At 58.9% G+C, this 25661-nt stretch carries 26 protein-coding genes; 20 read left to right on the top strand and 6 right to left on the bottom strand.

Annotated features, from left to right (window positions below; all coding sequences use genetic code 11):
- Nucleotides 1-80 precede the first annotated feature (80 nt).
- From ACR0E2_RS00205 to selD, 7 genes are read left to right on the top strand one after another with little or no spacing between them, the layout of a single operon-like run.
- Nucleotides 81-2951, top strand: a complete 2871-nt coding sequence (locus tag ACR0E2_RS00205; protein ID WP_480444615.1) for a monovalent cation/H+ antiporter subunit A — start codon at nucleotides 81-83, stop codon at nucleotides 2949-2951.
- Nucleotides 2951-3310 carry a Na+/H+ antiporter subunit C gene (locus ACR0E2_RS00200; protein ID WP_152457442.1) on the top strand — a complete coding sequence of 120 codons (360 nt, stop codon included), beginning with the start codon at nucleotides 2951-2953 and terminating at the stop codon, nucleotides 3308-3310. The genes ACR0E2_RS00205 and ACR0E2_RS00200 overlap by 1 nt, the downstream gene beginning before the upstream one ends.
- On the top strand, nucleotides 3307-4848 hold the full coding sequence (locus ACR0E2_RS00195) for a monovalent cation/H+ antiporter subunit D (RefSeq protein ID WP_480444613.1): 1542 nt from the start codon (nucleotides 3307-3309) through the stop codon (nucleotides 4846-4848). The genes ACR0E2_RS00200 and ACR0E2_RS00195 overlap by 4 nt, the downstream gene beginning before the upstream one ends.
- The gene (locus tag ACR0E2_RS00190) at nucleotides 4848-5345 is read left to right on the top strand and encodes a Na+/H+ antiporter subunit E (RefSeq protein WP_171119435.1); all 498 of its coding nucleotides are present in this window, start codon (nucleotides 4848-4850) and stop codon (nucleotides 5343-5345) included. The genes ACR0E2_RS00195 and ACR0E2_RS00190 overlap by 1 nt, the downstream gene beginning before the upstream one ends.
- Nucleotides 5342-5611 (top strand): K+/H+ antiporter subunit F, encoded by a 270-nt coding sequence (locus ACR0E2_RS00185; RefSeq protein ID WP_152457439.1) that lies wholly within the window; start codon nucleotides 5342-5344, stop codon nucleotides 5609-5611. The genes ACR0E2_RS00190 and ACR0E2_RS00185 overlap by 4 nt, the downstream gene beginning before the upstream one ends.
- 7 nt (nucleotides 5612-5618) lie before the next feature.
- A complete protein-coding gene (locus tag ACR0E2_RS00180) occupies nucleotides 5619-6005 on the top strand; it encodes a Na+/H+ antiporter subunit G (RefSeq protein ID WP_152457438.1) in 387 nt (128 codons plus the stop codon).
- Between the two features lie 5 nt (nucleotides 6006-6010).
- A complete protein-coding gene (gene selD, locus ACR0E2_RS00175) occupies nucleotides 6011-8170 on the top strand; it encodes a selenide, water dikinase SelD (protein WP_480444611.1) in 2160 nt (719 codons plus the stop codon).
- On the opposite strand, the gene mnmH is transcribed toward selD, so the two are convergent.
- Nucleotides 8161-9213, bottom strand: coding sequence for a tRNA 2-selenouridine(34) synthase MnmH (mnmH, locus tag ACR0E2_RS00170; protein WP_480444609.1), 1053 nt, complete (start codon nucleotides 9211-9213; stop codon nucleotides 8161-8163). The genes selD and mnmH overlap by 10 nt on opposite strands.
- Nucleotides 9214-9260: 47 nt before the next feature.
- A complete protein-coding gene (locus ACR0E2_RS00165) occupies nucleotides 9261-9926 on the bottom strand; it encodes an SOS response-associated peptidase (RefSeq protein ID WP_480444607.1) in 666 nt (221 codons plus the stop codon).
- A gap of 94 nt (nucleotides 9927-10020) precedes the next feature.
- Here ACR0E2_RS00165 and ACR0E2_RS00160 point away from each other — a divergent pair, with 94 nt between their 5' ends.
- Nucleotides 10021-11634: a tetratricopeptide repeat-containing sulfotransferase family protein gene (locus tag ACR0E2_RS00160; protein ID WP_480444605.1), complete on the top strand. Its 1614-nt coding sequence runs from the start codon at nucleotides 10021-10023 to the stop codon at nucleotides 11632-11634.
- 61 nt (nucleotides 11635-11695) lie between these two features.
- Here the strand turns inward: ACR0E2_RS00160 and ACR0E2_RS00155 are convergent, their stop codons facing one another.
- Nucleotides 11696-13279 carry a bifunctional metallophosphatase/5'-nucleotidase gene (locus ACR0E2_RS00155; RefSeq protein WP_480444603.1) on the bottom strand — a complete coding sequence of 528 codons (1584 nt, stop codon included), beginning with the start codon at nucleotides 13277-13279 and terminating at the stop codon, nucleotides 11696-11698.
- Nucleotides 13280-13386: 107 nt separating this feature from the next.
- Here ACR0E2_RS00155 and ACR0E2_RS00150 point away from each other — a divergent pair, with 107 nt between their 5' ends.
- Genes ACR0E2_RS00150 through arsC form a run of 4 tightly spaced genes read left to right on the top strand, consistent with a single transcriptional unit; the run spans nucleotide 13387 to nucleotide 15546 of the window.
- Entirely contained in the window at nucleotides 13387-13725 is a 339-nt protein-coding gene (locus tag ACR0E2_RS00150; protein WP_171328997.1) for a DUF952 domain-containing protein, read from the top strand.
- Complete coding sequence (locus ACR0E2_RS00145; RefSeq protein ID WP_480444601.1) at nucleotides 13722-14153, top strand: DUF1330 domain-containing protein; 432 nt, start codon at nucleotides 13722-13724, stop codon at nucleotides 14151-14153. The genes ACR0E2_RS00150 and ACR0E2_RS00145 overlap by 4 nt, the downstream gene beginning before the upstream one ends.
- Entirely contained in the window at nucleotides 14150-15208 is a 1059-nt protein-coding gene (locus ACR0E2_RS00140; RefSeq protein WP_480444599.1) for a quinone-dependent dihydroorotate dehydrogenase, read from the top strand. Before ACR0E2_RS00145 ends, ACR0E2_RS00140 begins: the two co-directional genes overlap by 4 nt.
- Nucleotides 15205-15546 (top strand): arsenate reductase (glutaredoxin), encoded by a 342-nt coding sequence (gene arsC / locus ACR0E2_RS00135; protein ID WP_480446163.1) that lies wholly within the window; start codon nucleotides 15205-15207, stop codon nucleotides 15544-15546. Before ACR0E2_RS00140 ends, arsC begins: the two co-directional genes overlap by 4 nt.
- On the opposite strand, the gene ACR0E2_RS00130 is transcribed toward arsC, so the two are convergent.
- From ACR0E2_RS00130 to ACR0E2_RS00120, 3 genes are read right to left on the bottom strand one after another with little or no spacing between them, the layout of a single operon-like run.
- Nucleotides 15543-16859: an MATE family efflux transporter gene (locus tag ACR0E2_RS00130; protein ID WP_480444597.1), complete on the bottom strand. Its 1317-nt coding sequence runs from the start codon at nucleotides 16857-16859 to the stop codon at nucleotides 15543-15545. The genes arsC and ACR0E2_RS00130 overlap by 4 nt on opposite strands.
- Nucleotides 16860-16861: 2 nt before the next feature.
- Nucleotides 16862-17380 carry a PaaI family thioesterase gene (locus ACR0E2_RS00125; protein WP_152457427.1) on the bottom strand — a complete coding sequence of 173 codons (519 nt, stop codon included), beginning with the start codon at nucleotides 17378-17380 and terminating at the stop codon, nucleotides 16862-16864.
- A 1-nt stretch (nucleotide 17381) separates the two neighbouring features.
- Nucleotides 17382-17801: a PaaI family thioesterase gene (locus ACR0E2_RS00120; RefSeq protein ID WP_152457426.1), complete on the bottom strand. Its 420-nt coding sequence runs from the start codon at nucleotides 17799-17801 to the stop codon at nucleotides 17382-17384.
- Nucleotides 17802-17916: 115 nt separating this feature from the next.
- Here ACR0E2_RS00120 and ACR0E2_RS00115 point away from each other — a divergent pair, with 115 nt between their 5' ends.
- From ACR0E2_RS00115 to ACR0E2_RS00080, 8 genes are all read left to right on the top strand, one after another.
- Entirely contained in the window at nucleotides 17917-18285 is a 369-nt protein-coding gene (locus tag ACR0E2_RS00115; RefSeq protein WP_152457425.1) for a MerR family transcriptional regulator, read from the top strand.
- 267 nt (nucleotides 18286-18552) lie between these two features.
- Complete coding sequence (locus tag ACR0E2_RS00110; RefSeq protein ID WP_152457424.1) at nucleotides 18553-18954, top strand: MerR family transcriptional regulator; 402 nt, start codon at nucleotides 18553-18555, stop codon at nucleotides 18952-18954.
- A gap of 42 nt (nucleotides 18955-18996) precedes the next feature.
- Complete coding sequence (locus tag ACR0E2_RS00105) at nucleotides 18997-20778, top strand: acyl-CoA dehydrogenase C-terminal domain-containing protein (protein ID WP_480444593.1); 1782 nt, start codon at nucleotides 18997-18999, stop codon at nucleotides 20776-20778.
- 53 nt (nucleotides 20779-20831) lie between these two features.
- The gene (locus ACR0E2_RS00100) at nucleotides 20832-21044 is read left to right on the top strand and encodes a hypothetical protein (protein ID WP_152457422.1); all 213 of its coding nucleotides are present in this window, start codon (nucleotides 20832-20834) and stop codon (nucleotides 21042-21044) included.
- Between the two features lie 60 nt (nucleotides 21045-21104).
- Nucleotides 21105-21743 (top strand): glutathione S-transferase family protein, encoded by a 639-nt coding sequence (locus ACR0E2_RS00095; RefSeq protein ID WP_480444591.1) that lies wholly within the window; start codon nucleotides 21105-21107, stop codon nucleotides 21741-21743.
- Between the two features lie 11 nt (nucleotides 21744-21754).
- Complete coding sequence (locus ACR0E2_RS00090) at nucleotides 21755-22966, top strand: acetyl-CoA C-acetyltransferase (RefSeq protein ID WP_152457420.1); 1212 nt, start codon at nucleotides 21755-21757, stop codon at nucleotides 22964-22966.
- The gene (locus tag ACR0E2_RS00085) at nucleotides 22966-23454 is read left to right on the top strand and encodes a cupin domain-containing protein (RefSeq protein WP_170347235.1); all 489 of its coding nucleotides are present in this window, start codon (nucleotides 22966-22968) and stop codon (nucleotides 23452-23454) included. Before ACR0E2_RS00090 ends, ACR0E2_RS00085 begins: the two co-directional genes overlap by 1 nt.
- Nucleotides 23447-25648: a 3-hydroxyacyl-CoA dehydrogenase NAD-binding domain-containing protein gene (locus ACR0E2_RS00080; protein ID WP_480444589.1), complete on the top strand. Its 2202-nt coding sequence runs from the start codon at nucleotides 23447-23449 to the stop codon at nucleotides 25646-25648. Before ACR0E2_RS00085 ends, ACR0E2_RS00080 begins: the two co-directional genes overlap by 8 nt.
- Nucleotides 25649-25661: the final 13 nt, after the last annotated feature.

Raw genomic sequence — 25661 nt, 5'->3', positions numbered from 1 at the left:
AAGTTACAATATCTGGACAGTCGGGAAAATATCCTTACAAAATTGGCTTCACACTGACCGCCCAGACCGGAGTATCGCACTTGTCCCTATTCCTTATCGCGGCCCTTCCCTTTCTCGGCGCTGTTTTTCCTGCCCTGCTGATCCGGGCAGGCCGGAACGCAGCCGCCTCCGCCGCCGGGTTGACCACGTTCCTGGCCCTGATGGGCCTGTTGATCCATATCCCTGCGGTGATGCGCGGAGACGTCGTGACCGCCCGGTTCGACTGGATACCGGGGCTGGGGCTGAACGCGAACTTCATGCTGGACGGTTTGGGATTTTTGTTCGCGTTGCTGATCCTGGGCATCGGGTTGCTGATCATCCTTTATGCAAGGTTCTATCTGTCGCGCGAAGATCCGATGGGGCAGTTCTTTACCTATCTTTTGCTGTTTCAGGGCGCGATGGTCGGGATCGTCCTGTCCGACAACATCTTGCTTCTGCTTATATTCTGGGAACTTACATCGCTCAGCTCATTCCTGCTAATCGGCTATTGGAAGCACCTTCCCGAAGGTCGGCAGGGTGCGCGCATGGCCTTGGCCGTCACTGGCTCTGGCGGCTTGGCGATGATTGCCGGGATGCTGATCCTCGGCAATATCGTGGGGTCTTACGACCTCAGCGTCATTTTGCAGAACAAAGACCTGATCCAGGCTTCACCCTACTACATGCCGGCGCTGATCCTGATCCTGCTGGGCTGTTTCACCAAGTCGGCGCAGTTCCCGTTTCATTTCTGGCTGCCGCACGCCATGGCCGCGCCGACACCGGTTTCGGCCTATCTGCACTCTGCCACAATGGTGAAAGCGGGCCTGTTCCTGATGGCACGGATGTGGCCGGTTCTGGCCGGCACGGATGCGTGGTTCTACATCGTCGCCACGACGGGGCTGATCACAATGCTGATTGGCGCGTCTATCGCGTTGTTCAAGGACGACCTCAAGGCGCTGCTGGCGTTTTCGACCGTTTCGCATCTGGGCCTCATCACCATGCTGCTGGGCTTTGGCACAAAGATTGCAGCCGTCGCTGCCGTGTTCCACATCATCAACCACGCAACGTTCAAAGCCGCCTTGTTCATGACCGCCGGGATCGTGGATCACGAAACCGGCACGCGCGATATCAAAAGGCTGGGTGGCTTGCGCCACCTGATGCCGATCACCTTCACAATCGGCACGATTGCCGCCCTCTCGATGGCCGGGCTGCCGCCTCTGAACGGTTTCCTGTCCAAAGAAATGATGCTTGAAGAAACCGTGCACACCACATGGCTGCACTCTCATTACCTGGTGCCGGGGCTGGCGCTTTTGGCTGCGTTGTTCTCGGCCGCGTATTCCTTCCGCTTCGTCAGCCACGTCTTTCTTGGACCTCAGCGGGAAGATTATCCGGCACATCCGCATGATCCGCCCGTTGGGTTGTGGATTGCGCCCGCGTTCCTGGTCGTACTTGTCATCCTGATCGGCCTCTATTCCGCGGCCATTGTCGGCCCATTGGTCGCAGTGGTGTCCAGCGCGGTGATCGGCGGCGAGAAGCTTCCGTATTACTCGCTGAAACTCTGGCATGGCTTCACACCGGCCCTTTACATGTCGGTCGTGGCCACGCTGGGCGGTCTGTTCCTGCTGGCGTTGCACAGACGAGGTGAGCAGATCTGGAACGCTCTGCCCCGCCCCGAAGCCAAGCAGATCTTTGAAGCAATCATAGAAGCGCTGACCAGGTTGAGCCGATGGATCACGGATGAGATGCACAACGGGGTCCTTAGCCGCTATGCGATCATCTTCGTCGCCTTTACCGTTGGCCTGGGTTATTACGCGTATTCGACCGGAACCATCGGCATTGAAACCCGCGTTCCGCTGCCGGCCCAGATCATTCCTATCCTTGGCTGGATCTGCCTTGTGGGTGCGACGCTGGGCATTATGTGGTTCCACCGGAATCGTCTTTTGTCACTGGTTTTGATCGGTGTCGTCGGCCTGATCGTTTCGGTTGCCTTCAACTATCTCTCGGCCCCCGATCTTGCCTTGACGCAGATCTCGGTCGAAGTGGTGACAATGATCCTTTTGTTGCTGTCGCTGAACTTCCTGCCGACCGAAACGCCCTGGGACAGTTCGGCGGCACGGCGCTGGCGGGACGCGGCGATTTCCGTGGTCGCGGGCCTTGGCACCGGTGCGTTGATCTACGCGATGATGATGCGCGATTTCGCGTTCCCGACGATTTCAGAGTTCCATCTGGCCAATTCCTACAAAGGCGGCGGCGGCACCAATGTGGTCAACGTGATCCTTGTCGACTTCCGGGGTTTTGATACCTTTGGCGAGATCATCGTTCTGGGCATCGCCGCGCTGATCATCTTTGCGCTGACGGAATCCGTTCTCGGTACAAATGTCCGCAGCTATCTGCTGAACCGCAAACCGCATTGGCCGCAATCCGGGGATTCGCATCCGCTGATGATGGTTGTGGTCACCCGCGTCATGATGCCGATCGCACTGATGGTCGGGGCGTACATCTTCTTTCGCGGGCACAACCAGCCCGGTGGCGGCTTTATCGCCGGCCTGATCGTCGCCATCGCCTATCTGATGCAATACATGGCCAGCGGCTATACTTGGGCCATCGAGCGGCAGAGGTTCTATTACCACGGCACCATCGGCTGGGGCGTTCTGATCGCCGCGGCAACCGGGTTGGGCGCGTGGTTCAATGAACGTCCCTTCCTCACCAGCGATTTCGGCTACATCAACTGGCCTCCGCTTGAGGAATTCGAATGGGCCACCGCCATGCTGTTTGATACAGGCGTATTCCTGGCGGTTCTGGGTGCGGTCATGCTGGCATTGGACAGCCTGTCCCGCTTTGCGTGGCAACCGGGGATGGCACAGGAATTCCCGATGGATATCAACCCCCTGCGAGACAACCCTCCGGAAGAACAACAAGAGAAGGAGCAGGCCTGATGGAAGCGCTCGTAGCCTCTGCCGTCGGTATCATGACCGCTGCCGGGATCTTCCTGATCCTGCGCCGTCGGACGTTTCCGGTCATTCTGGGCCTGTCTCTGATCACATACGCGGTGAACGTCTTCCTGTTCGCGACCGGACGACTGGCGCTGAACGCACCAGCGGTTCTGAACAAGTACGAGGACGTCCCCTATACCGACCCACTGCCACAGGCGCTGGTCCTGACGGCCATCGTGATCTCGTTCGGGATGACCGCCGTGATCGTGATGATCTCGCTCAGCGCATACCTGTCCGCCAAGAATGACCATATCGACATGACCGCCCAGGACAGTGTTGACGCGCCGGGAGATGACGCATGAACCACTGGATCGTTGCGCCGATCGTCCTGCCCGCGATTCTGGCCCCTTTCATCATCATGGTCCTGCGATACCACCTGGACCTGCAACGTATCTTCTCGGTCGCGGGTGTCGTGGCTTTGCTTGGGATTGCGCTGACAATCACGGCTCAGGCCTCGGGCGGGGACATTCAGGTGTACGAGCTTGGCGACTGGCCCGCCCCCTTTGGCATCGTCATGGTGCTGGATCGCATGTCCGCAATGATGGTTCTGCTGACCGCCCTGCTGGCCCTGCCGATCGTGCTTTATGCCATCGCCTCGGGCTGGGATGACCGGGGCAAGCATTTCCACGCGCTGTTTCATTTCCAGCTCATGGGTGTCTGTGGCGCCTTCCTGACTGGCGACGCCTTCAACCTTTTCGTGTTCTTCGAGGTGCTGTTGATCGCGTCTTACGGCCTTATGACTCATGGCGGTGGCGCGGTACGGTTGAAAGCGGGTGTGCAATATGTGGCGTATAACCTGTTGGGGTCGACCCTGTTTCTGTTCGCCCTTGGCACGATCTATGGCGTGACCGGTACGCTGAACATGGCGGACATCGCCGTGCGCGTTGCAGAGATCCCAGCCGAAGATACCGCATTGCTGCGGGTTGGTGCGGTGCTGTTGCTGCTGGTCTTCTGCATCAAGGCTGCCGTTCTGCCCCTGCACTTCTGGCTGCCCGCCAGCTATGCCAACGCCCCGCTGCCTGTTGCGGCCCTGTTTGCAATCATGACCAAGGTAGGGGCCTATTCGATCCTGCGAATGTACACTCTGGCCTTCGGCCCCGACGTCGAAGTCACGCAGGGTCTGGTTGGCGACTGGTTGCAACCCGCGGCGCTGCTGACGCTTGCCGTCGGTGCCATCGGCATTCTGGGATCGCAGCATATTGCCCGCATGGTTGCCTTTTGCGCCATCGCGTCCATGGGGACTTTGCTGATCGCGATTTCTCAGTTCACGCCCGGCGCGACGGCAGCCGCCCTTTATTATGTGTTCCATTCGACACTTGCGACCGCGTTGCTGTTCCTCATTGCTGACCTGATCATGGAACGGCAGGGAGGGGCCATAGCCCCCAAGCCGCCGATGCCGCAAAGCGGGTTGATTGCTGCCCTGTTCTTTGTCGGCGCCATCGCGATGGCTGGAATGCCGCCGTTGTCCGGCTTTGTTGGCAAGCTTTTGGTTCTGGACGCTTCGCGTGATGCATCCGATGCCACCTCGGTCTGGGCCGTTATCCTGATTGGATCATTCGTCACCATCGTCGGGCTGGCCCGTGCCGGGACGCTGATTTTCTGGAAAAGCTACGACGCTGAGGTTGTCACGACCGATGAAACCGCCGAAGGCGAAAACGCGTCTGCCGCCGCCCCCGAACCGCAAGCCGGCCTTGCTTTTACGGCTGTGTTCGGGGCCGTGGCAGGTCTGGTCCTTCTGACCCTGTTCGCGGGTCCGGCCCTGGAGTACACGAGCAAGACCGCAGAGCAGTTGTTTACGCCTGAAAACTACATCTCTGCCGTCTTGGGAAGGGAAGAGTGATGAAACTGCTGCGCCGAATTTTTCCGCACCCCCACCTGACGATTTTGCTGACGCTTGTCTGGATTCTGCTGGCGAACAAGCCGTCGCTGAATTCTTTGATCTTTGGTCTGATCCTCGGGATCATCATTCCGTTCGTCACGCAACCCTACTGGCCGGATCGTCCCAAGCTTCGCAACTGGCCAATGGTCGTGGAATACATGCTGGTGGTGCTTTGGGATATCGTTGTTGCGAACGTGACGGTGGCCCGGATCATCCTGTTCAAACGCAATGACAACCGCCAGCCCAACTGGATCTGCGTCCCGCTTGAACTGCGCACACCCGAAGCGATCACGGTTCTTGCGGGCACCATCACGATGACTCCGGGCACCGTCAGTTGTGATTTGTCAGCTCAGGGGCATAATCTGCTGGTGCACTGTCTTGATGCCCCCGACCCCGAAGCCGTGCGGGACCAGATCAAACAGCGCTATGAACGTCGCCTGAAGGAGATTTTCGAATGATCGACTACGCGATTTATTTTGCATTTGCCTGTTTCGGGGCGGCGATCATGATGTGTCTGTGGCGTATCATAACCGCTGACGGGGTCGGCACCCGGGTTCTGGCCTTGGACACTATGGTGATCAACACCATCGCCCTGATGATCTTATATGGGTTGGATCAGGGGACCGAGATTTTTTTCGAGGCCGCCATGATCATTGCCATGCTCGGTTTTGTTTCCACCGTGGCCTATGCGCGCTTCATGTTGCGCGGCAACATTATCGAATGAGGGCGGGATGACATTCATCGTGGAACTGCTGATCGCCTTTTTCCTGATCGTCTCGGGTATCTTCGGCTTTGTCGGCTCTTTTGGCATGATCAAGCTGAAAGACCCGATGTCCCGCCTGCACGCCCCGACCAAGGCAACGACGTTGGGGGTGGGCGGCGTGCTTCTGGCTTCGATCGTGCATTCTGTTCTTCTGGAAGGAAAGCTGTCCCTGCACGAGCTGCTGATCACTCTGTTCCTGTTCCTGACCGCTCCGATCACGGCCCTGTTCATTGCAAAGTGGCACATACACCGGCATGAAAAACCCGAAGACCTGCCGGATGCCGGCGAGGATGAACTTTGGGCCACCCACGCCGTCGAGCAGGTCGAAGACGTTCCGGATCATAGCGCGAATTGAAACCGATGCATATTCCTCCGCTGCCCCTGACCCGCGATCTGGTTCTTGTTGGCGGAGGTCACACCCACGCGCTGCTGCTGCGCAAATGGGGGATGGACCCGTTGCCGGGGGCGCGTGTGACCGTGATAAACCCCGGCCCGACGGCCCCGTATTCCGGGATGCTGCCAGGCTATGTCGCCGGGCATTATGACCGGTGGGAGCTGGACATCGATCTGGTCAGACTGGCCCGCTTCGCAGGCGCGCGCGTCATTCTGGGCGCGGTCGATGGAATCGATACCGATCGTCAGGAAATCCATGTTCCCGGGCGTCCTCCGGTAGGTTTCGATGTGGCGTCGGTCAATGTTGGGATCACTTCGGACATGCCCGCAATGCCCGGCTTTGCGGAACATGCCGTACCGGCCAAACCACTGGGACCATTCGCGGCAGAATGGGCTGCTTATCTGGCGGGCAGCGGCCCTGCCTCGGTCGTCGTGATCGGCGGTGGAATCGCCGGGGTTGAACTGGTCATGGCGATGGCTCATGCGCTCAGGGCCAAGGGGCGGTCAGCGCAGGTTGCGCTGATCGACAATGCCTTTGCCCTGACGGCCACCAGACCCAAAGCGGCAGAGACGATCCGCAGTGCAATGCAGAATCTTGGTGTAGGGGTGATCGAAAACGCCGCGATCAGCCGGATCGCTTCGGATCACGTCGCATTGCAGGACGGGCGCAAAATCCCGGCCGGTTTCGTGACAGGTGCGGCCGGAGCCCGCCCGTATGGCTGGATCGAAAAGACCGGGCTGGACCTTAAGGATGGCTTCATCCGGGTAAACAGCTACCTGCAATCCAGCGATCCCGTGGTTTTTGCCGCCGGTGATTGCGCCCATCTGGCGGACAATCCCAGACCCAAAGCCGGTGTTTATGCAGTGCGCGAAGCACCAGTTCTGTTCGACAATCTGCGCGCGGCGCTGGGGGCTGGACGGATGCGCAAGTACGTCCCGCAGAAAGATTACCTGAAGCTGATTTCGCTGGGCGGCAAATCAGCGCTGGGCGAGCGGTTGGGGTTGTCCCACAGCGGAGCGATGATGTGGAAATGGAAGAACCACATCGACCAGACTTTCATGAACAAGTTCCGGAACCTGCCGCAGATGAAACCCCCTGCGCTGCCGCGCGCACATGCCGCCGGGCTTGTCGAGGCGCTGGGCGAAAAACCGATGTGTGGCGGATGCGGTGCCAAGGTCGGGCGCGGAGCATTGCAGGTGGCGCTGAAATCGCAGCCCGATCCCGTTCGCCCGGATATCATCCCCCTGCCCGGCGACGACGCGGCTCTGCTTCAGATGGGCGGGGTTCGGCAGGTCATGACGTCAGATCACCTGCGGGCTTTTACCAATGATCCCACACTTATGGCGCGCATCGCCGCTGTACATGCCCTGGGGGATGTGTGGGCCATGGGGGCCACGCCTCAGGCTGCCACGGCAACGATCATCCTTCCGCGCATGTCTGTTGCCCTGCAACGCCGTACCATGTCGGAAATCATGTCGATCGCAGGAGACGTCATGCGGGACGCCGGTGCCGATATCGTGGGCGGGCACAGTTCCATGGGTGACGAGATGACAATCGGTTTCACACTGACCGGCCTGTGCGACGCCGCCCCGATTACGCTGGCCGGCGGGCAACCGGGCGACTGTCTGATCCTGACCAAACCCATAGGAAGCGGCGTTCTTATGGCGGCCGAGATGGCAGGCCAGGCCAACGGTGCCTGGGTCGCCGCAGCCTACCGGCACATGGCGCAGCCGCAGGGCAAGGCGGCCCGCATATTGGCCGGGGCCCATGCGATGACCGACGTGACCGGGTTTGGTCTGGCCGGACATCTGCAAGGTATCTGCGACGCTTCCGGATGCGGGGCCATTATGGATCTGGATGCCGTGGAGTTGATGGAAGGCGCGCAGGAACTGACGGACCAGGGTGTTCGATCAACCCTTTTTGCAGACAACCGGGCAATAGGACCTGCCCTGCCCGCCGAGGGCAAAGCCGCCCTGATATTCGACCCGCAGACAGCAGGCGGCCTGCTGGCCGCGGTGGCGGCAAAGGATGCCGATACCGTCTTGAAAGACCTCAGGAACGCCGGATATCCGGCCATGGCAATCGGCGAGCTCACCGATGCACCGGAACTGCGCCTTCAGGACTGATCCAGCAGGGTTTCGATCCGGGTGGCCGCCTCGCTCAGGCCGGCATCGTTTAGAACGGCGATCTCAATATCGGCCAGAACCTCGACGGAACGGGACCGCCGCGACTTTGCGTATGCCGGGTCGTAATGCTGCTCCATCAGGGCCTGGGTCAGCACCTGTTTTTGACCTGCTTCGATCAGCTGCATCCAACCATTCACGACCTCGTGCCCGCGATGAAAGCGCAGCGGCGACAACCGGTCCCGCAAACGGTCGCCGTCAGACAGGATGTCGTCATAGGCCTGAACGAGATAGGCGGCGCGCGCCTCGAGCGGAGCCGTGATGTTCACCCGTGGGGCTGCGCACAAAGCGTTCCACAGGCTGGGCGGCAATATCAGGCTGCCGATCTTGGACGATTCCGCTTCGATGACGACCAGGCGCGCCGTATCCATCGCACACAGCGCCCCTGCCAGGGCCGATTCAAAAGCTTTCTGGCTGGGCTGGCCGCCCGGTCTTTCCCCCAGCAGAGACCCTCGGTGATTGGCCAGTGCTTCGAGGTCAAGAACCTGCACCCCGCGTGACTGCAAAAGTGCCAGCAATTCTGTCTTGGCCGTTCCGGTATAGCCATCCAGCGCCACCAACCGATGCGGCAACGAATCATCGTACAAATACGCATTCACCAGCCTGCGGTAGGTGCGATAGCCGCCCTCGATCATATCCGCGCGCCAGCCGATTTGTTGCAGCATCCATGTAAACGACCCCGAACGCTGTCCGCCGCGCCAGCAATAGACCAGAGGGCGCCAGCTTCCTTCGTGGTGGCTTAGATGTTGCTCGATGTGGTTGGCCGCATTACGGAACACCAAAGCGGCCCCGAGTTTACGCGCCAGAAACGGGCTCTCCTGTACATACATGGTTCCGACACGGGCGCGTTCCTCGTTGTTCAGAACCGGCAGGTTGATCGCGCCTGGCAGATGATCTTCAGCGAACTCTGCCGGGCTGCGCACATCGATGACAGTGTCAAAACCATGCGCATAAAGCTGTGTCAGATCAGAAAAATTCAGGGCCATGCCGATGGTCTAGCTTGCCGCGTCTGCAAAGAAAAGGCCGCACGCCCTCACTCGTGCAAAGGCGTGATCAGATCAGGTCCGCTGGCCCGGTTCGAGTTCACGACCAGATCAACGCGATGAAACGTCAGCACATCCTCTGCCCCCGGCTGCATCAGACGAGCAGCGCCCTTTCCCGCTTCTCCCAGCCACAATGACCAGTGCTCAGGCTCGAGGATCAGGGGCATCCGATGATGGATGGTGCCAAGGTTTTCGTTGGCCGCCGTCGTCACGATGGCACAGGTGCCCTGACGGTTTTCATCCACCCCCCAATCCTGCCAGATCCCCGCAAAGGCAATGGGGGCGCCGTCCCTGCGATGGATGTACCATGGCAAGCGCGTTCCCTCGTCCGTCTTGGTCCATTCGTAGAACCCTGTTGCGGCAATCAGACAGCGACGCAACCGGCAGGCATCGCGAAAGGCAGGCTTTTCCGCCAAAGTCTCGGCGCGGGCGTTGATCAGCAAAGGCCCGGCGGTTTCCGTCTTGTACCAATGTGGCAAGAACCCCCAACGCAGCGCATCCAGACGCCGACCCGAGTCACCACCCCGAACCACATGCACCTGATTTGTCGGACAAACATTGAAGTTCGGCACGGTCGGCAACGCGTTTGCCGGACGCGCGGAGAACAGCTGCGCCATCGCGTCATTGGGAAGAGTTATTGCAAACCGTCCGCACATGGGTAATGAACCACCGGTACTACATTGATACTGGCGCAGGATCTTACGGGGTCATATGGAAAACCAAATAACGCAATCCCTCAAGAGCAAAGCAATGGCCCTTTTGGATGCGGGCAAGTTGCCGCAGGCGCTGAAAAAGGCCCAGCTGGGTATCAAGAAATTCCCGAAGGACTCGGACTACCAAGCCATCGCCGGTTTCGTTTTGACCGAGATGAAGCAGTACAGGAAATCCATTCCGTATTTTGTTGAAGCCTCGCGGATGAAGCCCGATGATCCGCAATTTGCCGAGAATCTGGCTAACGCCTTGATGCAAACGGAACAGATCGCGCGGGCTTTGGCCTATGCCGAGAAAAAGATTGAACAATTTCCTAACAACCGGGAACTCATGCGAGTCATTGACGAGATTCAGCGTGAGGGGAAAAACTGGCGGTCTATCGTTGAATTCACAACGCATAAGCTTGCTTCGGACCCCGACAATCCGGAATTGCTTGCGAAACGCGCCCGGGCTTACGATCAAATGGGTTTTGTCGAAGAGAGTACGCTTGACATTCAACGCGCGTATGAACTTGCCCCTGAAAACACCGTCGTTGCGTTCCAAAAAGCCGTCAATCTGCATCAGGCAGGTGACAAAAAAGGCTCGCTCAAGATTTTTGAGGATATTCTTGCAGCCAAACCCCATCACCCGAATGCGCTCTTGCAGGTGGCAATAATGTCGGCAAAAGAAGAAGTTCCGCAGTTCCTTGCCGCCGTAGAAGACTCCATGGCCGAGCATGACGAGCCTTTGCAAGAACTTGAATTTGCCAAGGCACACCTGATCCAGAGGAGCGACGGTCTTGCCGCAGCGATGCCTCAGTTCGAAAAGGCGAACGCTGTTCAGCACGCGACGCTGCCATATGATTTCCCCGCTGAAGAAGAAAAACTGAACCGGATCCTAAGCATTTTCTCGGACGCATCGATTGAATTCACCGGGGTCGAGAGCAAGACGCCAGTTCCGATCTTTGTCGTCGGGCAACCAAGATCCGGAACCACTTTGATGGAGATGATGCTGAGCTCTACACCTGATATTGCAGGCTGCGGCGAACTGACGTTGATGCCCGAATTGTCGTCCAGGTTTCACACAGCGGACAAGAAATTCGATGCCGAAGCTGCAAATTGGATAGCGCTTCGCTATCGAGAACAGATGCCTCAGGTTCCTGCTGGCTCTGTCGCATTCGTCGATAAACTGCCGCACAATTTTCAGCGCGTTGGTTTCATTTTGGCAGCCTTCCCCAACGCCAAGATCATCAACATGCTGCGCGACCCGCGTGATGTAGGTTTGTCGAAATGGATCAGACGGTTCCCTGCCGGCGGCATGAACTACGCCTCAAACCTTGAAGCGATCGCGCATACAGCAAATCTGTATCGCCGCTACATGTCCCATTGGGACAAGCTGTTCGGAGACCGCATTCTGACAATGCCCTATGAAGATCTGGTGGCGGACCCCCTGACCCACAGCCAGCGCGTTGCCGAGTTTTGCGGTATTGACTGGTGCCAATCCATGGTACATCCCGAAAAGAACACCAGACAGGTGCGTACGGCCAGCGTAGATCAGGTGCGCAACAAGATCTCGACCAAGTCAATCGGGGGGTGGCGCGAGGTCGCGGATCAGATCAAACCGATGCTGGATGGCTTTGACCCGGAACTTTGGCCGGAATACGATTTCAGTTGATCCGCAGAAGCAGAAAAGCCGCATCATGATGACGCGGCTTTTTTCATTTTCAAAAACAGAGTCACTTCTGCTGGATGCGTCCGTCGACATAAGGCTGGTACGGCGCGTTTTCGGCCAGATATTCCGCGGTTACATCCGCAAGATCCGGACCGAAGTCATAGGCGTTCTTGTCATCGCCCTCGAACATCGAATACCCATCGCCACCGTTGCGGACGTAGTTGTTGGTTACGACCAGGTAGGTTTTGTTCGGGTCAATCGGAACGAACCCATCACCCTCGGCGACCATCACATCAATGATGCGCCCTTCGTTCGGCGCTACGCTGGGATCCCAGGTAAAGCGCAGGCCCGCCACTTGCGGGAACCGGCCCTTGACCTCTTCCACCTGGCTTACACCGTTTTCCAGCGCGTCAATGACGGTCTGCCCGGTGATCTCAAAAGTGGACAGCGTGTTCTGGAACGGCAGCACGGTTAGCACTTCGCCCATGGTCACTTCGCCTTCGTCAATCGACGCGCGCAGACCGCCAGAATTCGCAATCGCAATCTGAGCGCCCTGATCGGCAACCCGCGCCAGCATGGCGTCGGCGACAAGGTTACCCATTTCGCATTCTTGTACGCGGCAAACCGCCCGATCGCCTTCAATTGCAGCGGCCGAGTTGGCAACGACGCGTTGCTTCATTTCTTCGATCGGTGCGCCCATCTCGGCCACGCGTGCAGCGATATCCGCATCGGGCGTGACAGACGCATCAAGCAAGATAGGCTCACCTTCCGCTGAAATCAGGTTGCCGTCATCATCAAAGGTCAGTGTGATCTCGCCCAGATATTTGGAATAGGCATAGGCCTGCACGATCGGGACATCACCGACCATCATCGGATATGACCCAGCCGCACCTTCCTGCGTGTTCGAGAGCAGCGTGTGCGAATGGCCGCCGACAACAAGGTCAAGCCCCGGCACCTGCTCTGCGATCTCCAGATCCTTGGCCAATCCAACATGGTTCAAAGCAATGATGATATTGACACCTTCATCCTGCAAGGCAGCTACATCAGCCTGCAGGCTTTCTATCTCATCCTGGAAAATTACGTCCTTGCCGGGGCTTGACGTTTCAACCGTGTCCGTTGCCAGTGCTGAAATTATGCCGACCTTCTGACCGCCAACGTCAAGCACAACATGGTTGCCGACCTTGTCCTTCAACTCGGCCGACGACGACAGGTCCAGATTGCCCGAGATCACTGGGAAACTGACCGCGTCAATGAACGACGCCAGACCTTCCGGGCCATCGTCGAATTCGTGGTTGCCAACAGCCATGACATCGTAACCGATGGCTTCCATGAACTCGGCCTCTGCCGCGCCCTTATATGTTGTGTAGTAAAGCGATCCCTGGAACGGATCCCCCGCATCCAGCAACAGCACATTCTGATCCGCCAGCGCATCGCGTCGGGCGTCTACCATGGTCTTGAGGCGTGCAACGCCGCCAAAACACTTACCTTCGGCTTCGCCTTCTGCGTCACAGGTCGAGTCGTATTTGTTGATCGACTCGATACGACTGTGAATGTCGTTAGTATGTAGAATGGTCAGCTTGTATTCTGCCGCCGCCACGCCAGCGGTCAGGCCAAGAATTGCAGCCGAAGCCAGGAAACGCGTCAACATATTGAATCTCCCTGTTTTAATTTGCAGGGATCGTGCGCCGATGACGCCAAAGAGTCAAAGAAGAAATCCGGCTTGATTCCAACGCGTACGCGGGGCATCAGGTCCGTATGCTGATTTACAAGATTTTCCGAGCCGAAGAGTGGGCCACCTTGCAGGACCAAGGTGCCTCGAACGGTGCTCCGATCGACATCGCTGACGGGTTTGTCCACTTTTCCACCGCTGAACAAGCAGCTGAAACCGCAGCCAAACATTTTGCCGGTGTCGATGGTCTGGTTTTGCTGGCCTGTGACGCAGATGCGATGGGCGACGACCTAAAATGGGAGGTCTCGCGCGGCGGTGCCCTGTTCCCGCATCTCTATCGCCAGATCCGGATGAGCGATGTTGTCTGGTCACGCCCTCTGCCGTTTGACGGCACCGCGCACCAGTTCCCAAAGGACATGTCATGACATCCTATATCGACCCGGACCGCGACCAGTTCGAGGCCTTCAAGGCATTGGATCGGGACCAGCCGATCGAAATGCTCAACCTGGTGAAGTTTCGGGCCAAGGCGCAGTACCCACCCGCGCATGAACTGGCGAATGCAGACCTGACCGGAGCGCAAGCCTACAAGAACTACGGGGTTGAAACCGCTGCGATCATTGAACGTATCGGGGCGCGCATCCTTTGGCGTGGGGTGTTTGAATCAACCCTGATTGGCCCGGCGGACGAGGCGTGGGATGCCGTTTTCATTGCCCGCTATCCAACGGCACATGCATTTCTGGAAATGGTCACCGACCCGGCCTATCGTGCGGCGGTGATCCATCGTCAGGCGGCGGTGGAAACATCGCGCCTGATCCGATGCGGTTCAGGTGAAGCCGGGGCGACATTCGGATGAAACTGACAGAGAAACTGGGCCTTGCCGCCCTGCACCGCATGGACCCCGAGACAGCCCACGGGATGTCGATTAGGGCGTTGAAGTCAGGGCTGGCACCCGCACCCGGGCCGGTAACGACGCCGCGCCTGAAAACGGTCGTTGCCGGGCTGACCCTGCCGAACCCGGTTGGGCTGGCTGCCGGGTTCGACAAGAATGGTGAGGTTTTGGCCCCGCTGTCCCGCGCCGGGTTCGGTTTTGTCGAGGTCGGGGCGGTCACGCCGCGCCCGCAACCGGGAAACCCCAAACCCCGTCTTTTTCGCCTGACCAAGGACAAGGCAGCCATCAACCGCTTTGGCTTCAACAACGAAGGCATGGAGGTGATGGCCAAACGGCTGGCACACCGCCCCAAAGACGCGGTCATCGGCCTGAATCTGGGGGCGAACAAGGACAGCGAAGACCGCGCCGGCGACTTTGTCAAAGTGCTGGCCCATTGTGCCGAATATCTGGATTTTGCGACCGTCAACGTATCATCCCCGAACACGGAAAAGCTGCGGGATTTGCAGGGCAAAGCCGCTCTCACCGCGTTGTTGAGCGGTGTGATCGAGACACGTGATGCGCTGCCGCGCCCGCTGCCGATCTTCCTGAAAATCGCTCCGGATCTCACCGAGGCGGAATTGCAGGACATCGCCGAGGTCGCACGCGAAACCGGGGTGGACGCTGTGATTGCCACCAACACCACCCTGTCCCGCGACGGGTTGCGCAGCGCGCAGAAAGACGAAAATGGTGGTTTGTCGGGCGCCCCGCTTTTTGAAAAGTCCACCCGCGTGCTGGCTCGGCTGAGCAAACTGACGGATGGGGAAATCCCCCTGATCGGCGTGGGCGGCATCAGCAATGCCGAGCAAGCCTATGCCAAGATCTGTGCCGGGGCATCGGCCGTGCAGTTCTATACCGCGATGGTGTATGGCGGCATTTCCCTGGCGGCCGACATCGCCAAAGGGCTGGATGACTTGCTGGCGCGTGACGGTTTTGACACCGTATCGCAAGCCGTCGGCAGCAAACGAGAGGATTGGCTGTGATCGAATACTGGCACAACCCCCGCTGTTCCAAATCCCGCGCCGGTCTGGCGCTTTTGGAAGAAAACGGTGCGCAGGTCTGCGTTCGAAAGTACCTGGAAGACGCGCCTTCAATCGACGAGTTGCGCGCTGCGCAATCCGCCCTTGGGCTGCCGCCCATCGAAATGATGCGCACAGGAGAAAAACGGTTCAAGGAACTGGGGCTGGCCAAAACCTCGCCCGACGAAGACCTGATCCGTGCCATGGCCGAAAACCCGATCCTGATCGAGCGCCCTCTTGCAATTGCCGGAGACAAAGCCGCCATCGGACGTCCGCCGGAAAACCTGTTGACGTTGCTCTAGGCCACCTGGGCTTCAAGCTTGGGATAGCGCCAGCCCATTGTCACACCACGTGCGATATTGAGAACCATCAGCGCGGCCCACAGGCCGTGATTGCCGAAGACAGGCACCAGCATGAACAAAGCGACCACATAGATCGCCACCGACTGAACCATCGCGTTTCGCATGGCGCGGGTCCAGGTGGCGCCGATGTAGATACCGTCGAACATCCAGCTTGCCACCCCGATCACCGGGGCGATCGCGGCCCAGAACAGGTATTCGCGCCCGGCTTCACGCACCTGCGGTGAAGTTGACATCAGATCGATCAGCGCCGGACCGGCAACGAAGAAAACCGCAGCCAGCAACAGCGCCCCCCCAACACCCCATTGCGAGGCCATGACAGAGGCGCGACGCACCTGATGCCTGTCTCTGGCACCGACTGCGCCTCCGACCAGCGCTTCGGCGGAAAAGGCGAACCCATCAAGCGCAAAGGCGGTGATTTCAAGAAATTGAAGCAAGACTTGATTGGCCGCCAGATTCACGTCACCCAGATCCGAGCCAACAAAAAGGAATGTCGTGAACGATCCGGTCAACAGAACCGATCGCAGCATGATATCACCGTTGACCTGCACCATACGCCGCAGCCGGGCGGCATCGAAAACCCGAGCCCAATTGCGCCAGATTCCATCTGCGAACCCATCCCGGCAAAGCCACACCCCCAAGGCCAAACCGGTCCATTCTGCGATCAGGGTGGCAATGGCAACCCCTTCGACCCCCCAGCCAAGGCCCAGAACGAACCACAGGTCTAGACCGATGTTCAACCCGTTCATCCAGACCTGAAGGATGAACACGCCGCGCGTACGCTCGACGGCGATCAGCCAGCCGGTAACGGCATATAACGCTATGGTTGCAGGCGCCCCCCAGATGCGGATTTCCAGATAGGACCGGGTCAGGGCTTCGACTTCGGGGCTTGCCGGGGAAAGCGCGAACGCACCCGCAAACACGGCCACCTGCGCAAGGATAAAGAACAGCCCTGCCGCGCCCCCCAAGATCAGGCCGCGCATCAGCAGCGCCCGGGTTTCGACAGTGTCACCTGCCCCGCGTGCCTGCGCCGCCATCCCGGTTGTGCCCATCCGCAGGAAACCGAAGATCCAATAAATTGTGGACAGGATCACAGCCCCGATGCCGACCGCCCCGATCGGGGCCGCCTCGCCCATCTGACCGACAACGCCCGTGTCCACCGCACCCAGTATCGGCACGGTGGCATTCGACAGAACTATGGGCACCGCGATCTTCAGCACCCGCCTGTGCGTGATGGGCGCCGAGGCGTCCTGCACGGTCAGCTCTTGTCTCTGGGAGGTTGCGGCATCAGAAAATGTCCGGAAGCCTGCGCAAACAGTTTCGCATGGTTATCCTGCCAGGCTTCGACCCGGACCGAGGCGTACCGCCGCCCGGATCTGCTGATGAAGGCCCGTGCATATGCGTCCCGTGGAAGGCCCGAGCGCAGATAGTCGACGGTAAAGTCGATGGTCTTGGGAAAGCGAATATTCGGGTCGGTCACAATGGCCTCTCCGTCGATCTCGCCACTTTCGATACGCGGGAACATATGTTCCCAACTAAGGGTGATGACAGCGGTCACTTCGAGGAATGCCGCGGTTACACCGCCGTGAATCGCAGGCAGGAACGGGTTGCCGATCAACTTGTCATCGAAGTTCAGAACGCCGGTCAGTTCATCCCCGCGCCGGTCGAAGCTGATATTGAGAAATCGGATATAAGGGACACCGTCAACCAGCGCACGCAAAGCTGCGTCGCGTCGCTGCTTGACCACCTGCATTGGTTCGGGACGAGGTCTTGCCATATTATTTCCCCTCAACCGTAAAGGACCCCGAGGCCGTGGCCACCGGCAGGTCTTTGTCATGGTCCATAGCCGTGGCTCGTACAAACGCCACGTTCCGCGTGATGTGATAGCAGACGGCATGCGCTGTCACCGTCTGACCCGGTGTCGCTGCGCGCATGTAGTCAATGCGCAGATCGATCGTGGCTGTCCCGCCGGGGGCCGACGGGTGGCTCATCACAGCAGCACCGCAGCATGTGTCGAGAATTGTGGAAATCGCCCCACCGTGAATCACCCCTGTGCGCGGATCCCCGATCAGATCCTCATTGTAGGGCAACGTGATCTCTGCCTCGCCCTCACCGATCTGCGTGAGCTTGAGGTTCAATGCCCGCGCATGGGGTATCGCCTCGATAAACTGGCGGGCTAAAACTGTCTTGTCGACCATTGGTTTGCGTCCTGTTCTCTGCCCGTCCTTTATGAGCCGCTGTTTCCGCAAAGGGCAAGCCCACCTGTTGCGCTTGGGATCGGGACCGCCTAGGTTGCTGACAAGGAGATCGGGAATGTCCAACAACCGTTTGTCATTCAAAGAGATGTGCGCCGAGTTCGACGTGACCCCGCGCACTCTGCGCTATTACGAATACATCGAACTTTTGCAACCGGACCGTGAAGGTCGGTCCCGGTTTTACGGCCCGCGCGAATGCGCGCGGATGAAGCTGATCATGCGCGGCCGCAAGTTCGGTTTCCCCCTGGAAGAGATCCGCCAATGGCTTTTGATCTACGAAGATCAGGGCAATGAGGCGCAAATGGCCACCTTCGTCGAGATGGCGGATCGCCAGATGAACGAGCTTCAGCAGCAGCGCCAGCAACTGGACGAAGCCATGGACGAACTCAAGCGTCTGCGCGACCAGACGGCCAAGTCCTTGGGATAGCCGCCCCCCATCCGAAAAATCGAATTGATCACCCTGAAGCTGCGCAAGCAGATGCGCGGTGTTTCCGCAATTGCGACAGCTTTGGCGGGAAATTCCGCATGACGCTACGGAAAGAAAATTGCGTCAGACCGTGCTTACGTGACCGGATGTTACGTCAACTTTGAAATGACGCAGCGTCTGGATTACGTAAACGTCACTCGCGTGTTGTAAAGCGCGTACCAACTGCGCAACTCATATCTCATGACGCCAGTGACGAGAGTATGACGAATGACCGAAGATGTGATGACCATCCGTGAGATGTGCGAGACCTATGATGTCACGCCACGCACCTTGCGGTTCTATGAGGCCAAGGAACTTCTGTTCCCGATCCGTGAAGGCCAGAAACGTCTGTTCACCAAGCGTGATCGGGCGCGGCTCAAACTGATCCTGCGCGGCAAACGATTTGGGTTCAGCCTGGAAGAAATTCGGCAACTGCTGGATTTGTATCATGTCGGCGACCAGCAGGTCACGCAGATGACCCGCACCTATGAAATCGCGTGCGAGCGTCTGGAGGACATGGAAGCGCGCCGCGAAGAGCTGACGCAGGCCATCGACGATCTGAAAGAGCAGTTGCGCTGGGGCGAGAAAGTCATCGCCTCGATGAAACAGGAAAAGAAGGCAGCCGAGTAACCTCGACCTGTCATCCGGACATATGAATTAAGGGAGCTTCACATGCCCGTTTACAACGCGCCAACCAAAGACATGCAGTTCATCCTGCACGACGTCCTGAATGTCTCGCAGTCGGACATACCCGGCTATAACGAACTGGAAGCCGAGTTTACCGGCGCGGTTCTGGAAGAAGCCGGCAAGGTTGCCACAAATGTTCTGCATCCGCTGAACGTCGTCGGCGACACCGAAGGATGCCGGTTGGAAAACGGTATTGTGTACACCCCGACCGGGTTCAAGGAAGCCTTCGAGCAGATGAAGGAAGGCGGCTGGACTGGCCTCGACATGCCGGAAGAGTATGGCGGCCAAAACATGCCCTATGTGCTTGGCACTGCTGTGGGTGAAATGTTCTCGGGCTCAAACCAGGCTTTCACCATGTATCAGGGCCTGACGCACGGCGCGGCCTCGGCGATTCTGGCGCACGGAACGGACGAGCAGAAGAACAAGTACCTGCCCAAAATGGTCAGCTGTGAATGGACCGGTACCATGAACCTGACCGAACCGCATTGCGGCACCGATCTGGGCCTGATGCGCACCAAAGCGGAACCGCAGGGCGACGGAAGCTACAAAATCTCTGGCCAGAAGATCTTTATCTCGGCTGGCGATCACGACATGGCCGATAACATCATCCACCTGGTGCTGGCCAAAATTCCCGGCGGACCCGAAGGCATTAAGGGCGTTTCGCTGTTCATCGTGCCCAAGTTCATCGTCAACGAAGACGGCTCTTTGGGCGAACGCAACGGCGTCTCGGTCGGCAAGATCGAAGAAAAGATGGGCATCCACGGCAACTCGACCTGCGTCATGAACTATGACGAGGCCACCGGCTGGCTGCTGGGCGAAGAGCACAAAGGTATGCGTGCTATGTTCACCATGATGAACGAAGCGCGTCTGGGTGTGGGCATGCAAGGCCTGTCACAGGCCGAAGCGGCGTATCAGAACGCTCTGGAATACGCCAAAGACCGCCTGCAGGGCCGCGATGTAACCGGTGTAAAGAACCCCGATGGCCCGGCTGATCCGCTGATCGTTCACCCTGACATCCGTCGCAATCTGATGGATCAGAAAAGCTTCACCGAAGGCGCACGCGCGTTCATCCTTTGGGGCGCGACCATGATCGATAAAGCGCACCGATCGGGTGACAAGGACGCGGACGGGCTGATCTCGCTTCTGACCCCAGTCATCAAGGGCTTCCTGACGGATGAAGGTTACGACATGACCGTTCAGGCGCAGCAGGTCTATGGTGGGCACGGCTACATCGAAGAATGGGGCATGTCGCAATACACCCGCGATGCCCGGATCGCCATGATCTATGAAGGCGCCAACGGCGTTCAGGCGTTGGACCTTGTTGGCCGCAAACTGGCGCAGGATGGCGGCAAGCACGTCATGGCCTTCTTCGATATGGTCAAAACCTTCTGCAAGGAAAACGCAGGCCAGAACGAGGCTTATGACAAAGCCTTTATCGAACCGCTGAAGGCTGCGTCCAAGGATCTGCAGGCGGCTGGCATGTATTTCATGCAGGAAGGCATGAAAAATCCGAACAACGCGCTGTCCGGTTCCTATGACTTCATGCACATGTTCGGTCATGTCTGCCTGGGCCTGATGTGGGCGCGTATGGCCAAGGCCGCACAAGAAGCGCTGGACAGTGGCACGTCGGACAAAAAGTTCTACGAGACCAAGATCAACACCGGCCGCTTCTACATGGCCCGCCGTCTGCCCGCCACGGCGTTGCATCTGTCGCGCATTCAAACCGGCGCAGATACGGTCATGGCGCTGGAGGCTGCAAACTTCTGATCTTTCTCCGGTTCCGGGGTCCCGCCCCGGAGCCGGTTTTCGGAGGAGATACAATGCCAAAACGATTTCGCCTGACCCGCCGATTCCCGGTCGCCATGACCGAGGACGGATATCGCAAGCTCAGGGCTTTTGCCCGTGAGGCAGGATTAGATGAAGGCGAAGCGCTGTCTTTTCTGTTCGAAAATTTCAACAGCGTCATTGATGAGGACAACCTTACCCACCGATTGCGTCTTTTCAATTCCGAGCTGGAGGCGCGCAAGCGCTAGGCACCAAAACCGCCGAGCTAGGGTGAAAGACGCACAAAACGCCACGGGAGGGGCGATTGCATGACCATTAAACTGCACTGCTTCGGAGAAAGCGGCAATTCCTACAAGGCCGCTCTGGCGCTGGAAATGTCTGGCCTCGATTGGGAACCGGTCTTTGTCGATTTCTTCAACGGCGTCACCCGCAGCCCCGAATTCCGTTCGGAAATCAACGTGATGGGCGAAGCGCCCTTCATGGTCGATGGCGATTTCCAAACCTCCCAATCCGGTGCCATTCAAGCCTATGTGACTGAAAAATCCGGCAAGTTCGGCGGCAAGAGCCGGGAAGAGAATTATGACATCCTGCGCTGGGTGCTGTGGGACAATCACAAGCTCAGCTCGATGGCGGGCCTGACCCGGTTCCTGATCAACTTTCTGCCCGAACAGCACCGCAACCCGGATGTGATCGCCTTCAACCAGGGCCGCCTGAAGGCTGCCTATCAGGTGCTGAACGCGCATCTGGAAGGCCGCGACTGGATCGTCGGCGACGGCGTGACCAACGCCGATCTCAGCTGCTGCGGCTATCTGTATTACCCCGAACCATTCGGCTTTGACCGTGCCGACTGGCCCAACATCGACGCCTGGCTGACTCGCCTGTCCGAACAGCCCGGCTGGAAACACCCCTATGACCTGATGCCCGGCAACCCGTCGGATCGAGCTTGAGGAGAAGACCCATGACCGAAGCTTATATTTATGACGCCCTGCGCACCCCGCGCGGCAAGGGCCGCAAGGATGGCAGCCTGCACGAGGTGACCTCGGTACGCCTGTCCGCCCTGACCCTGAACGCGATGAAGGAACGCAACAACCTGGAAGGCCACGCCGTCGAGGACGTGATCTGGGGCAACGTCACGCAGGTGATGGAGCAAGGCGGCTGTCTGGCGCGCTCGGCTGTTCTGGCCTCGGATCTGGACCAGTCGATCCCCGGCCTGGCGATCAACCGCTTCTGCGCGAGCGGGATGGAAGCCGTGAACCTGGCCGCAAACCAGGTCAAGGGCGGAGCTGGCGACGCCTACATCGCCGGTGGCGTCGAGATGATGGGCCGTGTTCCCATGGGCAGCGACGGGGCGGCGATTGCCGTTGACCCCTCTCTGGCGATGGAGACCTACTTTGTGCCGCAGGGCATCTCGGCCGACATCATTGCCACGGAATACGGGTTCAGCCGCGATGACGCGGACGCTCTGGCGGTTGAGTCGCAAAAGCGCGCGGCGGAAGCCTGGGCGGAAAACCGGTTCGAAAAGTCGATCATCACGGTCAAAGACCAGAACGGCCTGCCCATTCTGGACCGCGACGAGTACATGCGGCCGGGCACCGACATGCAAAGCCTTGGCGCGTTGAACCCGTCCTTCCAGATGATGGGCGAGCAGATGCCCGGTTTCGACAAGGTGGCGATGCTGAAATACCCACATCTTGAGCGTATCAATCACATCCACCATGCGGGCAACAGCTCGGGCATCGTGGATGGGGCTGCGGCCGTGCTGATCGGCAACAAGGAATTTGGTGAAAAATACGGCCTGAAACCCCGCGCACGCATCAAGGCCACCGCCAAAATCGGCACCGACCCGACCATCATGCTGACCGGCCCGGTTCCTGTGACCGAGAAGATCCTGGCCGATAACGGCATGAAGATCAGCGATCTGGACCTGTTCGAGGTCAACGAAGCCTTTGCCTCGGTCGTGCTGCGGTTCCAGCAGGCCTTTGATGTGGATCCGGCGCTGGTCAACGTCAACGGCGGCTCGATCGCGATGGGTCACCCGCTGGGCGCAACCGGTGCGATCATCATCGGCACCTTGCTGGATGAACTGGAGCGTCAGGACAAGGAAACCGGTCTGGCCACGCTCTGCATTGCGTCCGGCATGGGTGCGGCAACGATTATCGAGCGGGTCTGATGCCCAAGCTGGATCTCTCTCAGATCCCGTTCAAGGGGGGCTCGTCCTATCCGGGCAAGCTGGCCGAGGCGACCGCTGGTCGTTTTGTGCAGCGCGTCGGGGATGCGGGCGGGCTGACCCAGTACGGGGTCAACATCGTGCGGCTGGAGCCTCGGGGCCTCTCGTCGCTGCGCCACTACCATATGGAGCAGGACGAGTTTGCCATCATGCTCAGCGGCAAATGCGTGCTGATCGATGACGATGGTGAGCATGAGATGCTGCCCGGTGACTGCGCCGCTTGGCCCGCTGGTGAGGCCAATGGCCACCACCTTGTGAACAAGACCGATGCGCCCGCGACCTTTCTGGTGGTGGGCACACGGACCCCGACCGAGACCGGCTATTACAGCGACATAGACATGATGGTGAAGGATGATGAAAACGGATTCTCTTTCACCCGGAAAGACGGCAGCCCGCTGACGGCTGACCAGATTGGAGATGACAATGACTGATTTCACTCTGACCAAAGACGCGGACGGCGTCGCCTTTGTGACCTGGGACGCCCAGGGAAAATCCATGAACGTGCTGACCCGCGAGGCTTTTCAAGAAGTCAGCCAACTGATTGATCAGGCCCTGAGCGACGACGAGATCAAAGGTATTGTCATTACCTCGGGCAAGGAAGGCTCGTTTGCCGGCGGAATGGACCTGAACACATTGGCCACCATCCGTCAGGAAGCCGGGGACGAACCTGCGCAGGCGTTGTTTGATTTCGTCATGGGCGGACATCACATCCTGCGCAAGCTGGAATTGGCGGGCATGGACCCCAAGACCAAGAAAGGTGGCAAGCCCATCGCCTGCGCGATCAACGGAACCTGCGCCGGGATCGGGACCGAGATCGCACTGGCATGTCATCACCGCGTCATGACAAGCAATCCAAAGTCCAAGATCGGGCTGCCCGAAATCCTGCTGGGCATCTTCCCCGGCGGCGGCGGCACCATCCGTTACAGCCGCATGGTGGGCGCCATGGCGGCGGCCCCGGTGCTGCTTGAAGGCAAGATGATGGATCCGGCCAAGGCCAAGGGCGCGCAGTTGATCGACGCAGTTGCCGACGATCCGGTCGCTGCGGCCAAGGAATGGGTTCTGAATGCCAAGGACGCCGACCTGGTGAAACCCTGGGACGCGAAGGGCTACAAGATGCCCGGTGGCGCGCCCTACCACCCTGCCGGTTTCATGACCTTCGTTGGCGCGAGCGCCATGGTTCATGGGAAAACGCAAGGCGCCTTCCCTGCGGCCAAAGCCCTTCTGAGCGCGATCTATGAAGGCGCGCTGGTCGACTTTGACACCGCTTTGAAAATTGAAGCCCGCTGGTTCACCAACGTTCTGATGAACCCGTCCTCGTCGGCGATGATCCGGTCACTGTTCCTCAACAAGGAAGCGCTTGAAAAAGGCGCGGTCCGCCCGAAAGATGTGCCCGATCAGCGTGTCAAGAAGATCGGCGTTCTGGGCGCTGGCATGATGGGGGCCGGTATCGCGCTGGTTTCTGCCCAAGCTGGCATGGAAGTCGTTCTGGTCGACCGCGATCAAGAGGCAGCCGACAAAGGCAAAGCTTATACCGAAACCTATCTGGACAAGGGTATCAAGCGCGGCAAGGTCACGGCCGATAAGAAAGAGGCCATGCTGGCCCGCATCACGGCGACACCGGATCTGGACCATCTGAAAGGGTGTGACCTGATCATCGAAGCCGTGTTTGAAGACATGGGCGTAAAGGCCGAGATGACCAAAAAGGTCGAGGCGATCATCCCGGAAGACTGCATCTTTGCCTCGAACACCTCGACCCTGCCGATCACCGATCTGGCCAAGGCAAGCGTGCGTCCCGATCAATTCATCGGCATCCACTTCTTCTCGCCGGTCGAGAAGATGTTGCTGGTCGAGATCATCAAGGGCAAGGAAACCGGTGATCGCGCCGTTGCCAAAGCGCTCGACTACGTGCGCCAGATCCGCAAGACGCCGATCGTGGTCAACGATGCGCGCTTCTTCTACGCCAATCGCTGCATCATTCCTTACATCAACGAAGGCGCACGGATGATCACCGAAGGCGTGAGCCCCGTGCTGATCGACAACGCCGCACGTCAGTTGGGCTTTCCGGTTGGTCCGATCCAGCTGACCGATGAAACCTCGATTGATCTGGGCGCCAAGATCGCCCGTGCGACCAAGGCAGCCATGGGCAATACCTATCCGGAAAGCCCCTCGGACGATCTGATCTTCTGGATGGAAGAACAGGGCCGCCTGGGCCGCAAGGCAAACGCCGGCTTCTTCGTCTATGACGAAAAGGGCAAACGCGTCGAATACTGGAAGGGTCTTCAAGAGAAGTATCCACTTGCCAAAGACCAGCCCGACCTGATCGAAGTACAGGAGCGCCTGATGTTCGCGCAGGTTCTGGAAGCGGTTCGGGCGCTGGAAGAAGGTGTGCTGGAAGACATCCGTGAAGGCGACGTGGGCGCCATTCTGGGCTGGGGCTTTGCGCCGTGGTCCGGTGGCCCACTCAGCTGGCTGGACATCATCGGCACGACCTACGCAGCCGAAAGATGTGATCAGCTGGCCGAGAAATATGGCGAACGCTTTGCCTGCCCGCCGCTGCTGCGTGAGATGGCCGAGAAGGGTCAAACCTTCTACGGGCGCTTCAACCCCGAAGCAAAAGCTGCCTGAAACAGTGATGCAG

This window comes from Ruegeria sp. A4, assembly GCF_056543025.1.
This window is presented reverse-complemented; position numbering and strand designations above follow the sequence as displayed.

Bases quoted from the DNA above. Each gene is read 5' to 3' on its own strand.
- ACR0E2_RS00200 (WP_152457442.1), top strand. From the start codon at position 2,951: ATGGAAGCGCTCGTAGCCTCTGCCGTCGGTATCATGACCGCTGCCGGG.
- ACR0E2_RS00195 (WP_480444613.1), top strand. From the start codon at position 3,307: ATGAACCACTGGATCGTTGCGCCGATCGTCCTGCCCGCGATTCTGGCC.
- ACR0E2_RS00190 (WP_171119435.1), top strand. From the start codon at position 4,848: ATGAAACTGCTGCGCCGAATTTTTCCGCACCCCCACCTGACGATTTTG.
- ACR0E2_RS00185 (WP_152457439.1), top strand. From the start codon at position 5,342: ATGATCGACTACGCGATTTATTTTGCATTTGCCTGTTTCGGGGCGGCG.
- ACR0E2_RS00180 (WP_152457438.1), top strand. From the start codon at position 5,619: ATGACATTCATCGTGGAACTGCTGATCGCCTTTTTCCTGATCGTCTCG.
- selD (WP_480444611.1), top strand. From the start codon at position 6,011: ATGCATATTCCTCCGCTGCCCCTGACCCGCGATCTGGTTCTTGTTGGC.
- mnmH (WP_480444609.1), bottom strand. From the start codon at position 9,213: ATGGCCCTGAATTTTTCTGATCTGACACAGCTTTATGCGCATGGTTTT.
- ACR0E2_RS00165 (WP_480444607.1), bottom strand. From the start codon at position 9,926: ATGTGCGGACGGTTTGCAATAACTCTTCCCAATGACGCGATGGCGCAG.
- ACR0E2_RS00160 (WP_480444605.1), top strand. From the start codon at position 10,021: ATGGCCCTTTTGGATGCGGGCAAGTTGCCGCAGGCGCTGAAAAAGGCC.
- ACR0E2_RS00155 (WP_480444603.1), bottom strand. From the start codon at position 13,279: ATGTTGACGCGTTTCCTGGCTTCGGCTGCAATTCTTGGCCTGACCGCT.
- ACR0E2_RS00150 (WP_171328997.1), top strand. From the start codon at position 13,387: ATGCTGATTTACAAGATTTTCCGAGCCGAAGAGTGGGCCACCTTGCAG.
- ACR0E2_RS00145 (WP_480444601.1), top strand. From the start codon at position 13,722: ATGACATCCTATATCGACCCGGACCGCGACCAGTTCGAGGCCTTCAAG.
- ACR0E2_RS00140 (WP_480444599.1), top strand. From the start codon at position 14,150: ATGAAACTGACAGAGAAACTGGGCCTTGCCGCCCTGCACCGCATGGAC.
- ACR0E2_RS00125 (WP_152457427.1), bottom strand. From the start codon at position 17,380: ATGGCAAGACCTCGTCCCGAACCAATGCAGGTGGTCAAGCAGCGACGC.
- ACR0E2_RS00120 (WP_152457426.1), bottom strand. From the start codon at position 17,801: ATGGTCGACAAGACAGTTTTAGCCCGCCAGTTTATCGAGGCGATACCC.
- ACR0E2_RS00115 (WP_152457425.1), top strand. From the start codon at position 17,917: ATGTCCAACAACCGTTTGTCATTCAAAGAGATGTGCGCCGAGTTCGAC.
- ACR0E2_RS00110 (WP_152457424.1), top strand. From the start codon at position 18,553: ATGACCGAAGATGTGATGACCATCCGTGAGATGTGCGAGACCTATGAT.
- ACR0E2_RS00105 (WP_480444593.1), top strand. From the start codon at position 18,997: ATGCCCGTTTACAACGCGCCAACCAAAGACATGCAGTTCATCCTGCAC.
- ACR0E2_RS00100 (WP_152457422.1), top strand. From the start codon at position 20,832: ATGCCAAAACGATTTCGCCTGACCCGCCGATTCCCGGTCGCCATGACC.
- ACR0E2_RS00095 (WP_480444591.1), top strand. From the start codon at position 21,105: ATGACCATTAAACTGCACTGCTTCGGAGAAAGCGGCAATTCCTACAAG.
- ACR0E2_RS00090 (WP_152457420.1), top strand. From the start codon at position 21,755: ATGACCGAAGCTTATATTTATGACGCCCTGCGCACCCCGCGCGGCAAG.
- ACR0E2_RS00085 (WP_170347235.1), top strand. From the start codon at position 22,966: ATGCCCAAGCTGGATCTCTCTCAGATCCCGTTCAAGGGGGGCTCGTCC.
- ACR0E2_RS00080 (WP_480444589.1), top strand. From the start codon at position 23,447: ATGACTGATTTCACTCTGACCAAAGACGCGGACGGCGTCGCCTTTGTG.